General features: G+C 70.7%; 11 protein-coding genes. 3 read left to right on the top strand and 8 right to left on the bottom strand.

Annotation, left to right across the window (positions count from 1 at the left end):
• Positions 1–1077 carry a GNAT family N-acetyltransferase gene (locus KBX08_RS11630; RefSeq protein WP_210783199.1) on the bottom strand — a complete coding sequence of 359 codons (1077 nt, stop codon included), beginning with the start codon at positions 1075–1077 and terminating at the stop codon, positions 1–3.
• Between the two features lie 89 nt (positions 1078–1166).
• Positions 1167–1868, bottom strand: a complete 702-nt coding sequence (locus KBX08_RS11625) for an amino acid-binding protein (RefSeq protein ID WP_210783197.1) — start codon at positions 1866–1868, stop codon at positions 1167–1169.
• Positions 1869–2019: 151 nt separating this feature from the next.
• Here KBX08_RS11625 and KBX08_RS11620 point away from each other — a divergent pair, with 151 nt between their 5' ends.
• Complete coding sequence (locus KBX08_RS11620) at positions 2020–3099, top strand: phosphotransferase family protein (RefSeq protein ID WP_210783195.1); 1080 nt, start codon at positions 2020–2022, stop codon at positions 3097–3099.
• Positions 3099–4310, top strand: coding sequence for an acyl-CoA dehydrogenase family protein (locus KBX08_RS11615; protein ID WP_210783193.1), 1212 nt, complete (start codon positions 3099–3101; stop codon positions 4308–4310). Before KBX08_RS11620 ends, KBX08_RS11615 begins: the two co-directional genes overlap by 1 nt.
• Positions 4311–4339: 29 nt before the next feature.
• On the opposite strand, the gene KBX08_RS11610 is transcribed toward KBX08_RS11615, so the two are convergent.
• The 6 genes from KBX08_RS11610 to KBX08_RS11585 all read right to left on the bottom strand — a co-directional run bounded on the left by KBX08_RS11610 (position 4340) and on the right by KBX08_RS11585 (position 10988).
• Positions 4340–5386 (bottom strand): LacI family DNA-binding transcriptional regulator, encoded by a 1047-nt coding sequence (locus KBX08_RS11610; RefSeq protein WP_210783191.1) that lies wholly within the window; start codon positions 5384–5386, stop codon positions 4340–4342.
• An 82-nt stretch (positions 5387–5468) separates the two neighbouring features.
• The gene (locus KBX08_RS11605) at positions 5469–6890 is read right to left on the bottom strand and encodes a GH1 family beta-glucosidase (protein WP_210783189.1); all 1422 of its coding nucleotides are present in this window, start codon (positions 6888–6890) and stop codon (positions 5469–5471) included.
• Positions 6887–7729, bottom strand: a complete 843-nt coding sequence (locus KBX08_RS11600) for a carbohydrate ABC transporter permease (protein ID WP_210783187.1) — start codon at positions 7727–7729, stop codon at positions 6887–6889. Before KBX08_RS11600 ends, KBX08_RS11605 begins: the two co-directional genes overlap by 4 nt.
• 10 nt (positions 7730–7739) lie before the next feature.
• Positions 7740–8711 (bottom strand): carbohydrate ABC transporter permease, encoded by a 972-nt coding sequence (locus KBX08_RS11595; protein ID WP_210783186.1) that lies wholly within the window; start codon positions 8709–8711, stop codon positions 7740–7742.
• A gap of 109 nt (positions 8712–8820) precedes the next feature.
• Positions 8821–10110 carry an ABC transporter substrate-binding protein gene (locus KBX08_RS11590; protein ID WP_210783184.1) on the bottom strand — a complete coding sequence of 430 codons (1290 nt, stop codon included), beginning with the start codon at positions 10108–10110 and terminating at the stop codon, positions 8821–8823.
• Between the two features lie 314 nt (positions 10111–10424).
• Entirely contained in the window at positions 10425–10988 is a 564-nt protein-coding gene (locus KBX08_RS11585; RefSeq protein WP_210783183.1) for a plasmid pRiA4b ORF-3 family protein, read from the bottom strand.
• Positions 10989–11138: 150 nt separating this feature from the next.
• Here KBX08_RS11585 and KBX08_RS11580 point away from each other — a divergent pair, with 150 nt between their 5' ends.
• Positions 11139–11885 (top strand): pyrimidine reductase family protein, encoded by a 747-nt coding sequence (locus KBX08_RS11580; protein ID WP_210783182.1) that lies wholly within the window; start codon positions 11139–11141, stop codon positions 11883–11885.
• Positions 11886–11990 lie beyond the last annotated feature (105 nt).

Genomic DNA, 11990 nt, shown 5'->3' with positions numbered 1-11990 from the left:
CTAGACGCCCGGCGTGACGAACGCGGCCTTCCGGTCCGCCGGCGCGGCGACAACGAGCGGGACGGTGAGGGTGAGCAGCCCGCCGTCGCGCTCCGTCGCGGCGGGCCTGCCCAGCCGGTGCAGCGTACGCAGCATCGGGTCGTTGGTGGCCTGCACGTGCAACACCAGCGCCGCGTACCCGGACCGGTCGGCGTGCTGGACCACCCGGCGCAGCAACGCCGAGCCGAGCCCGCGCCGCTGCCAGTCGTCTCGCACCAGCAGCGCCACCTCGGCCTCGTCGCCCTCGCCGAGCAGGTTCGCCATGGCGACCACCGACTCGGCAGTGCCGTCGGCGCCGGTGGTGCTGGCGATCAGCGTCAGCCCTCGGCTCGGCTCCAGCAGTCGACGCAGGCGGGCCGGCTGCGGCAGCGCCGCGCCGCCCAGGTAACGCCGCTGCCGCGTACGGGGTGAGCACGCCTCGTGCAGCTCCGCCACGCCGGACAGATCGTGGGCGCTGGCTGGCCGGACGGCCACCTCCGCGCCGTCGGGCAGCACCACTGTGACCTGTTCGGCGGCCCGGCGCGCCACTGTGGCGGCCAGCTCGACAAGGGCCTGCGCCCGCGCGTACTCCGCCGGGGTGAAGTCGGGCGCGGCCCGGCGCAGCGCGAACGAACCGCCCGCCGGGTCGGCCAACAGCATGGCGGCCCCGGTGATCCCCCGCTCGCCGCCCACCGACGCCGGTCGCCAACTGACGACGTCGGCGGCGAGCAGGGTCTGCAACGCCTCGCCCGTCGCGTCCGGGTCACGCACCAGCCGGTTGGCCAGCCCGAGCACCCGGGTGGGCTGGTCGGCCAGACCACGCGCCTCACTGCGCGCCACCCAGCAGTCCCGGCCCCGACCACGCTCGACCGCGGCGATCAGCTCGGCCTCGTCGAGCGCGTCCGGCGCGTCGACCAGGAAATCGTCCACCGCGCCCTGCTCGGTGGGCTGCACCTGCACGGTGAGGATGTTGACCCCACGCAGCGCGAGGCTCGCCGTGAGCACCGACAGGTAACCCGGTCGGTCGTCCACAGTCGCTCGGATCCGCCACAACGTCATGGTTGGCTCCCTTCCCCGGTAAGAGCCTCATCCCCGCCTGTTGCCGCCCGGTTGCCCGGCGGTGTCGGCCCGGGAACTCCTCGGGTCGCTCAGGGGCCGGCGACCACCGGCGGCGCGCCGACGAGATCGAGTCGGTCACCGAGGATCACCGCGCAGGCGCGGACGAGCTGGGTGAGCCGATCCACCTCGGTGCTGTGGAACGCCGCGGCGGAGAGGGTCTCGCTGCGTTCACGGGCCACCACCAGCACCAGGCCCGCCCGGCCGAACGGCGCGATCGCGTGGTGGGTGCCGTCGGGCGTGGTCATCGACCGGCCGCGCAGCGGGGTCACCTCCGGCAACCGCGGGGGTATGGGGGCACGCCAGCTCGCGTGCCCCACTGTCGCCCCACCGCCCCCGCTCCGCGAGGCCCAGTCGACCGGCACCACGGCGGCCACGGCCCAGTCGGCGGCCAGCAGCCCCGGCACCGCGTCGACCAGGGTGGCCAACCCGTCGGCCGGGTTGGCCGCGACCTGGGCCAACAGCTCCGCGTCCTGGCCGGTGGTGGTGGGCGCGCCGATCGCCCGCCACACACCGTCCACCCGCACTCCGGGGATCGCCGCGAGGCCAGCCAGCAGCCGCTCCACCCGCGCCGCGCCCGGCCAGACGACAGTGAAGTCGTCCACGGCACGCCCGCCGAGCCGTTCGAGGACCACCACCTGGACGATGTCCGCCCCGGAGACGCCCAAGGTGCGGGCGACCTGACCGAGGGTGCCCGGACGGTCCGGCAGGGTGACCCGAACTCGCAGCAACATGTCTGTCCCTCCGCTCGGCGGGCCGGCAAAAAGAGCGGCCGGCAGGCTGACCCCAGCCTGGTAGTTGACCATTTCGTCCCTGTTGCAGGGGCATGTCCCGAGCGGAAACTCTGACCTTGACAACGTGAGCGGGCTGCCATCAACTAGTCGGATGAGCGATCCGGCCGTCGACGCGTCACGGCCGAGGGCCGATTCCGTCTCCCCGGCGGGGCTGGCCCTGGACCGTCTCGCCGACCATCTGGCAACGCACCGACCCGAGCTGGCCGTCGGGCCGCTGCGCGCCCAGCTGATCGCGGGCGGCAAGTCCAACCTCACCTACCTGCTGCGCCTCGGCGACCGCGAGGTGGTGCTGCGCCGCCCACCGCTGGGGCACGTGCTGGCGACCGCGCACGACATGGCACGCGAGTTCCGGGTCATCTCGGCGCTGGCGCCGACCGAGGTGCCGGTCCCGGGCGCGCTGCTGCTCTGCACCGACCCCGAGGTGATCGGCGCGCCGTTCTACCTCATGGAGCGGATGCCCGGCGAGGTGTTCCGCACCCGCGCGCAAACCGACCCACTGGGCGACGAGCGTCGCCGGGCCCTCGCCATGGCGATGATGGACACGCTCGCCGCGCTGCACAGCGTCGACCCGTCCAGCGTCGGGTTGGCTGACTTCGGCCGCCCCGAGGGCTACCTCGCCCGGCAGGTCCGCCGCTGGGCCGGGCAGCTCGACCGCTCCCGCAGCCGCCCGCTGCCCGGCATCGACGAGCTGCGTGACCTGCTCGCGGCGACCGCCCCGGAGGGCGCGAACGCCGGCCGGATCGTGCACGGCGACTACCGACTGGACAACCTCCTCGCCTCGGCCGACCCGGTCGCCGTGCACGCGGTGCTCGACTGGGAGATGGCCACCCTCGGCGACCCCCTCGCCGACCTGGGGCTACTACTGACGTACTGGGACGTGCTCGGTGGCAGCGACACCGCCGCGGGCAACCCCGTCGCCGACGGGCTCGGCCCGCGCGCCGGCTTTCCCACCGGCGGCGAGCTGATCGACAGGTACGCCGGTCGCAGCGATGTCGACGTCGGGCCGCTGCACTGGCACGTGGCGCTGGGCTGCTTCAAGCTCGCTGTCATCTGCGAGGGCATCCACTACCGCCACACGCTCGGGCAGACGCTCGGCGAGGGCTTCGACCGGATCGGCGAGATGGTGGCACCGCTGGTCGCGCACGGGCTGACCGCCGCCAGGGAGCGGTGATGGACTTCTCATACGACAGCCGGACCGAGGAACTGCGCGCCGAGCTGACCCGGTTCCTGACCGAGCACGTCTACCCGGCCGAGGCCGTGCACGCCGAGCAGGTGGCCACCGGGGACCCGTGGTCGCGTACCCCGGTGTTGGCCGAGCTGAAGGCGGAGGCCCGCAAGCGCGGCCTGTGGAACCTCTTCCTGCCCGACCCGCGCTACGGCGCCGGTCTGACCAACCTCCAGTACGCTCCCCTGGCCGAGCTGACCGGGCGCAGCCCGCACCTCGCGCCGGAGGCGGTCAACTGCGCGGCACCGGACACCGGCAACATGGAGCTGCTGGCCGAGTTCGGTTCGGAGGCGCAGCAGAAGCGCTGGCTGATGCCGCTGCTGGAGGGTGAGATCCGCTCGGCGTTCTGCATGACCGAGCCCGACGTCGCGTCCTCCGACGCCACGAACATCGCCACCCGGATCACCCGCGACGGCGACGAGTACGTGATCAACGGACGGAAGTGGTGGTCGTCCGGGGCCATGGACCCGCGCTGCGAGATCTTCATCGTGATGGGCAAGACCGACCCCGCCGCCGACCGGCACCGCCAGCAGAGCATGGTGCTGGTCCCCCGGGACACCCCCGGGGTGACAGTGCGCCGGGGCATGACCGTCTTCGGCTACACCGACGGTTCTCACGGCGGGCACGCCGAGATCGACTTCACCGACGTCCGGGTGCCAGCGGAGAACCTGATCGGCGCCGAGGGCACCGGCTTCGCCATCGCCCAGGCCCGGCTGGGGCCCGGCCGGATCCACCACTGCATGCGATTGATCGGAATGGCTGAGCGGGCATTGGAGCTGCTCTGCCGCCGCGCCAACGAACGGATCGCGTTCGGCCGACCGCTGGCCGAGCAGGGCGTGGTCCGGGAGTGGATCGCCGAGTCCCGGGTCCGCATCGAGCAGGCCCGGCTGCTGGTGCTCAAGACAGCCTGGTTGATGGACACCGTCGGTAACAAGGGCGCGCACACCGAGATCCAGGCCATCAAGATCGGCACGCCGGCCATGGCGGAGTGGGTGATCGACAAGGCCATCCAGGCCTACGGCGGCGCCGGTGTCAGCCAGGACACGCCACTGGCCGCCCTCTGGGCGCAAACCCGCACCCTGCGCCTCGCCGACGGCCCCGACGAGGTGCACCGCAACTCCCTGGCCAAGCGCGAACTCCGCCGCTGGACCCCGTAACCCCCTTCCCGTGTGGGGGTGGTGGTGGGTTAGGCGGAGGCTCGATGGACCAGTTGGGTGTCCAGGAGGATGTGGGAGGCGGGTAGCTCCTCGCCACGGATCCGGGCCACCAGCAGGCGGGCCATCTGCCGGCCCATCTCCTCCACCGGCTGGAAGACAGTGGTCAACGGCGGCTCCGCCCGCAGGGCGATCGTCGCGTCGTCGAAGCCGATCACCGCGACGTCCTGCGGCACCCGCCGGCCGGCCTCGCGCAGGGTACGCAGCGCACCGAACGCCATGAGGTCGGAGGCGACGAAGACCGCGTCCAGGTCCGGACAGGCGTCCAGCAGGCGACGCATGGCGGCCGCGCCGCTGCCCTCGCTGAAGTCGCCGTACGCGATCAGGTCGGGGTTGACGCCGGCCCCGGTGGCCTTGACCGCCTCGGTGTAGCCGGTCAGCCGGGCCAGGCCGACGCCCATGTCCTGCGTTCCGGCGATGGTGGCGATGCGCCGCCGCCCCTGCCGGGCCAGGTACTCCACCGCCTGCCGGGCCCCGCCAACGTTGTCCACGTCGACAAACCAGGCCGGTTGGGCGCCGGGTTGCAGCATCCGGGCGGGCCGACCGCCGAGCACGGCCGGCAGGCCGCGCTCCTCCAGCAACGTCGGCAGCGGGTCGGAGTCGTGCAACGACAGCAGCAGTACGCCGTCGACGTGCTGGTTGGTGAGGTGGTGCTCGACCCGCTCCCGTTCCACCGGCGACTGGGCCATGGCCAGCCAGAGCTGCATCGGCGTCTCCAGCAGCCCGGAGCTGATCCCCCGCACGATGCTGGCGAAGAACGGCTCGGTGAAGACCCGCTCGCCGGATTCGGACACCACCAGCGCGACGGAGTCGGTCCGCTGGGTGACGAGCGCACGGGCGGCCCGGTTCGGCACGTACCCCAGCTCTGCGATGGCCTGTTGGACCGCGGCCCGGGCCTCCGGGCTGACCTGGGGCGAGCCGTTGACCACGCGGGAGACCGTGCCCCGACCGACGCCGGCACGCGCCGCGACCGCGTCGAGGGTCGGGCGCCCGAGCGACCGGGTGCGCTGCGTTGTCATCGTCTGCTCCTCCGACGGCGGGCGGACCCGGCGCCACCTGCGAGAGGTGGACGCCGGGGCCGTCCTGATGGCTGGCCCGAGCCTATTGTGCGGCCAGACCGTTGCGCCGGATCACCGAGGCGTACCACTTGGCGCTGGACTTGGGGGTGCGAACCTGGCTGTCGTAGTCGACGTGGATCATGCCGAACCGCTTGGTGTAACCCCAGGCCCATTCGAAATTATCCATCAGCGACCAGGCAAAGTATCCCCGCAGAGGCACTCCGGCGTCGATCGCCTCGTGGGCGGCGCGCAGGTGGGCGTCGAAGTAGGCCAGCCGGTCGACGTCGTCGACCTGCCCGTCGACCACCGAGTCGACGAACGCGGAACCGTTTTCGGTGACGTACAGGGGCAGGTCGGTGTAGCCGTTCACCCGACGCAGCGTCTCGGTCAGACCCGGGGCGTCGATCTCCCAGCCCATGTCGGTGACCGGAACGCCACGGGTGACGAACCGGACGTCCTCGCTGCCCGGCCAGCACGAGGGGGCCGGGTCGGCCGCCACGCCCTCGACCGGCGCGGCGACCACGTGGCGGCTGTAGTAGTTGACCCCGACCAGGTCCAGCGGCGTGGAGATGGTCGCCAGGTCGCCGTCGCGCACGTGCGCGAAGTCGGTCACCGTGCTGAGGTCGGCCACCAGGTCCTCCGGGTACGACCCGCGCAATAGCGGATCCAGGAAGAACCGGTTGGCCAAGCCGTCGATCCGCCGGGCGGCGTCGGAGTCGGCGGGACTGTCACTGGCCGGGTCGACCGGGTAGAGGTTGACGGTCACGCCCACCTCGGCGGCCGGGCGGGCGGCCCGCAGTGCCTGCACGGCCAGGCCGTGACCGAGCATCAGGTGGTGTCCGGCACGCACCGCGTCCGCTCCGTCGGTGCGGCCGGGGGCGTGCACGCCGGAGCCGTAGCCGAGGAACGCCGAGCACCACGGCTCGTTCAGCGTGGTCCAGTAGCGCACCCGGTCACCGAGCGCGTCGGCCACCAGCGTCGTGTAGTCGGCGAACCGGGCGGCGGTGTCCCGCGCCGGCCAGCCGCCGGCGTCTTCCAACGGCTGCGGCAGGTCCCAGTGGTAGAGGGTGAGCCACGGCTCGATGCCGTTGGCCAGCAGCTCGTCCACCAGTCGCCGGTAGAAGTCCAGGCCGCCCGGGTTGGCCGCGCCGGTGCCGGTGGGCTGCACCCGGGACCAGGAGACCGAGAAACGGTACGACTTCAGGCCCAGCTCGGCCATCAGCGCGACGTCGTCGCCGAGGCGGTGGTAGTGGTCGCACGCGACGTCCCCGGTGTGCCCGGCGACGACCCGACCCTCGGTGTGGCTGAAGGTGTCCCAGATCGACGGGGCGCGGCCGTCCACGGCCGCCGCCCCCTCGATCTGGTACGCCGCCGTCGCGGCCCCCCAGAGAAATCCGGGTGGAAAGGTCAGCCCGGGGCGCTCGTCGAGGACGTCGACGGCGGGTGGGCTGGCGGGGTTGCTCACGACTTGACGGCACCTTCCATGATCCCGCCGATGATCTGGCGGCCGAACACGAGAAAGACGATTACCAGGGGGATGGTGCCGATCGCCGTGGCGGCGAACACCTGGGAGTAGTCGGTGTAGTAGGCGTACGAGAGGAAGGAGAGCGAGACCTGGAGGGTCGGGTTCTCCGGGGTGAGGATGGCGTACGGCCAGATGAACGAGTTCCAGGTCTCCATGAAGGTCAGCAGACCGAGCACGCCGGCGGCGGGACGTAGCGCGGGCAGCACGATGCTCCAGTAGATCCGGAACGTGCTCGCCCCGTCGACGCGGCCGGCCTCGATCAGCTCGTCGGAGATGGCCTGGCTCGCGTACTGCCGCATCATGAACACGCCGAAGGCGCTGACCAGGAACGGCACGGTGACCGCGTAGAGGGTGTCGTACCATCCCAGGTCCTGCATCATGGACCAGAGCGGGATGAGGCCCATCTGGGTCGGGATCATCATGGTGACGATGATCGCCAGCAGGAGGGCGTTGCTGCCCCGGAACTTCAGCTTGGCGAAGGCGAACCCCGCCAGTGAACCGGTGAGCACCACCGACACGGTGACCACCGAGGAGACGATGATCGAGTTCATCATGCCGGTGAGGAAGTTGGCGGCGTCGTTGTCGAGCACCCGCCCGAAGTTGTCACCGAACGCGCCACCGGGGGTCAGCGGCGGCGGCACGTCGTTGATGTTGTCCAGGCTGCGACTGCCGATCACCAGCATGTAGTAGAACGGGTAGATCGACAGCAGCGCCGCCAGGACGAGCGCCAGGTAGGTCAGCGGGCTGGTGCGCCACAGGCGCTGGGAAGCCGAGATCATCGATCTCTCCTCACTTCGCCGAGCGGCGGACGAGTAGGAAGTTGAACAGCGACACCACGATGATGATCATGAAGATCGCCCAGGCAACCGCTGCTCCGTAGCCGGCGGTGTTCAGGTTCACGATGCCCATCTCGTACATGTACATGGCCAGCGTCTGGAACTCCCGCTGGTTGCCGCCGATGATGTTGCCGTTGCCGAAGAGCAGGGGCTCGGTGAAGAGCTGCATGCCGCCGATCGTGGACAGGATGACCACGAAGATGAAGGTGGGCTTGAGCATGGGCAGGGTGATCTGCCAGAACTGTCGCCACGGGCTGGCGCCATCGATCTCCGCGGCCTCGTAGAGGTCCTTCGGGATCGCCTGCATGCCGGCGAGCAGGATCAGGGTGTTGTACCCGGTCCACCGCCAGTTGACCATGGAAGAGATGGCCGTCCAGGAGCTCCACCGGTGCCCGTCCCAGTCGACCGGGTCGACACCGACGAAGCTGAGCAGCCAGTTGAACAGGCCGAACTCCCGCTGGAACAACATCCCGAAGACGATCGCGACCGCGGCCACCGACACCACGTTCGGCATGAAGATGGCCATCCGGAAGAAGGTCTTGGCGCGCAGGAGGGTCCGGTTGAGCAGGTTCGCCAGGAAGAGGGCGAGCAACAACTGCGGGATGGTCGACAGGGCGAAGATGCCGAACGTGTTGACCAGCGCGTTCCAGAAGTACTCGTCGGACACCAGCCGGGTGTAGTTGTCGAAGCCGATGAACGTGTGCTCGCCGATCATGTCCCAGTCGTGCAGCGACATCCAGGCGGTACGCAGCATCGGGTACAGCCCGAATAAGCCGAAGATCAGGAAGAACGGGGCGATGTAGAGGTACGGCGAGTACTTGACATCGAGGCGGTTGAGTAACCTTCCCCGTCGACGTCGGCGGTCGACGTCGGGAGAAGGCGGTGCTGCTGGCGACGGCCGTGCCGTCGTGGCCGACAGGCTCATGCGAGTTTCCTTTTCCGGCGAGGCCCGGGGGCCCTCGCGCAGGGCGCTACGCGGAGGGGACCGGCCGGTGGCGTCCGGGAAGCCCCGAACGCCACCGGCAGGGAATCACTCAGAAGGCACCCTGAGTCTTGGCGTCCTTCGTGAACTGCTCCCAGGCCTTGGCCTTGTCGGCCTGCCCGTTCTCGAACGCCCGCAGGGCCGGCTCGAGCGCGTTCTCCTTCACCGCCTGGTGCTTCGGGCCCAGGTGGATCGGCTGGATCTTGGCGACGCTCTCCCCGAAGATCTTGCCGGTCGGCGCGTTGCTGAAGTACTCGTTGGTGTAGCTGAGGAAGGCGTCGTTCTTCAGCGCCTCCAGGTTGGTGGGCAGCGGGCCCTTGAGCTTGAAGGCCTCGACCTGGCTCTTCGCATTGGTCAGGTACTCGGCGAGCTTCGCAGCCTCGCTCGGGTACTTGCTCTGCGCCGGAACCGCGAGCCACGAGCCGCCCCAGTTACCGCCGCCGCCCGGCACGGACGCGACATCCCACTTGCCCTTGTTGGCCGGACCGGAGTTGTCCGACACGATGCCGAGCATCCAGGACGGGCAGAAGGTCGCCGCGAAGGTGCCCTGCTTGAAGCCACCCGACCACTCCGGCGACCAGGTGGACGCCTTGGCGGAGATGTCCGCCATCGAGGTGGCGGTGTCCCAGGCGTTCTTCACCGCGGGGCTGGTGTCCGCGATGATGTTGTCTTCCTTGTCGTAGAACAGGTCACCGTTGCCCTGGAAGAGCACCCCGTTGGAGACGGCGGTGATCGAGTCGATGAACGCCTTGCCGCCGCTGCCCTGCTTGTACTTCAGACCGGCGTCGTGGAAGCCCTTCCAGTCCGGCCAGAGCGCCGACACCTGGTCGCGCTCGGCGGGCAGGCCGGCCGCCTGGAACAGGTCCTTGCGGTAGCAGACGGCGAGGCTGCCGACGTCGGTCGGCAGGCCGATCAGCCGGCCGTCCGGCGCCTTGCCCAGCTCCCACTTCCAGGGCAGGAATTCCTTCGAGTGGTCGGCGACCAGCGGAGTGAGGTCGGCCCAGTTGCGCGCGTTGGGCTTGAACTCGTTGAGGATGCCCTCTTCCAGGGCGGTGACGTCCGCCGCGCCCTTGCCGGTGGCCAGGTAGCGGACCAGCTTCGGCCGGTACTCACCGAGCTGCGCGGTCTTGCGCAGCTCGACCTTGATGCCGGTGTCCTTCTCGTACTGCTTGACGAGCTCGTCGTAGCCCATCTCGCCGAAGGTGTCGACGACCAGCTTGGCCGGCTTCTCGCCGGCCGCCGGCTTGTCGTCGTCGTTGCCGCAGGCTGCGAGACCGCTGACCGCGGTGATCGCGGCCAGGGCAGCGGCCGCCAGGCGGGTACGCCGCGTGGTGACACTCATTCGCTGACCCCTCTTTCCGGTGGTGAGGCTGATGTGTGTGGTGGGGGGTGCTCATCGCGCCGGGCCGGGGTCCGTGAGTGACACACACCACCTCCGGGAGCGCTCCCATGAGATTGCCGGCGGGTAACGGGAGTGTCAATAGGACGTTGGGAGCGTTCCCAGATCGTTACCGCTGACCACTCCCACCGCACCCACCCCAACCACACCCCCCGCCCCACCTCGGTGATCAAGAGGTTTCGGTCAGGAAAGGTGGCGCCGCTGACGCAAACTTCTTGATCAACAACACCCGGCCCCGGAGGGCCGGGCGGGGGCGGTCAGCAGAAGCGGCGCAGGAGGGTGGTTGCGCGGGTGGGGTCGAATCGGGACGGGTCGAAGGTCGAACCCGCCCAGTCGCGCAGCATCGCGTGGCGGGAACTGGCGGGGTCGGCCGTGGCGTCCTGGTCGTCCAGGGCTTCCAGGAGCGCCTGGTAGCCCAACGGCCCGCCGACACCCTCCGGCGGGCAGGCCCGCTCGCCGGTCAGGCAGACCGGATACCGCTCGTCGGGGTCGGCGGTCAACGCGTCCTCCACGACCAGGTCGTGTTCCCACCAGTCGCCGAAGTCGTACGTGTAGGAGAACCGGCTGCCCTTGCCGAGCACCGCGTCGAGCCGCACGTCCAGCTCGTCGTGCAACGCCAACTCCCCGTCCGGGTCCGGCTCGCCGTACTGCATCGCGTCGATCTCGAACGAGTGCAGGTGGCAGTCCCGCCAACCCATCGCGTGCTGCACCACCCGGTGCAGCCGGTCCAGCGTGTAGCCGGCCGGCACGAGCACCCGGCGCCACACCGGCGGGCGGGTCCCGGCGAGGGACATCTTCAGCTGGAAGATCTGACGCGACATGCTGTCCTGTCCTCCCGCGGCTTAGGCTGCCAGCATGATCTGCCGAGCGTGCCGGGCCCGGCGACACGACGACTGCCCGGGCCGGAACTGGTGCGACTGCCAGCACCGTACCGCCGAACCCACCCCTCCGGTCACCGGTCCGGCCGGCGAATGACCGTCGGAATTCCGATCCGACGGCTCTGGCCCGAGCCGTCGACGCAGCCGCTCGACGACGCCACGCTGACCGCCCTCTACGGCCGTGCCGACGAGCCCCGACTGCGGATGAACTTCGTGACCAGCCTGGACGGCGCGGTCACCGTGGACGGCTACTCCGCCGGGCTCTCCGGCGAGCCGGACAAGCGCGTGTTCGGTCTGCTGCGGATGACCTGCGACGCCCTGGTCGTGGCCGCCGGAACACTCCGCCACGAGGGGTACCGGGCGGTCCGGCTCAACGAGCGCCGCCGCGCCTGGCGTCGCGAGAACGGGCTGACCGAGTACCCGACGCTGGTGGTCGTCTCCGGTTCGCTCGACCTGGATCCGGCACAGGCCGCCTTCGCCGACGCGCCGACCCGCCCGGTGGTGCTCACCCACAGCGCCGCCGATCCGCCGCCCGGGCTGACCGACGTCGCCGACGTGCTGCGCTGCGGCGCCGAGCGGGTCGACCTGGCCGCCGGCCTCGCCGAGCTGCACCGCCGCGGGCTCACCCAACTGCTCTGCGAGGGCGGCCCACACCTGTTCGGCGCACTCACCGCCGCCGACCTGGTGGACGAGCTGTGCCTCACCGTCTCGCCGCTACTGGCCGGGCCCGGCCCCGGCCGGATCACCGCGGGAGACGCCGCACCTCCCCGGCACCTGCCACTGCGCCACGTGCTCGCCGCCGAGGACGGCGTCCTCCTGCTCCGCCACGCCCGTCCGTGACCCGCCGTCGCCCGGTCGCACACCCACCGTCGTCAGTGTGACGGCGCATGGTGTCGTCCGCCGCGTCGCGTGGCGACCTGTCGTACTCCTCGGGCAGGATGCAGG

Source organism: Micromonospora sp. H61 (assembly GCF_018070325.1).
Lineage (GTDB): Bacteria > Actinomycetota > Actinomycetes > Mycobacteriales > Micromonosporaceae > Micromonospora > Micromonospora salmantinae.
Note: the sequence above shows the minus strand (reverse complement) of the source record. Positions and strands in the feature narration are given on the sequence as shown.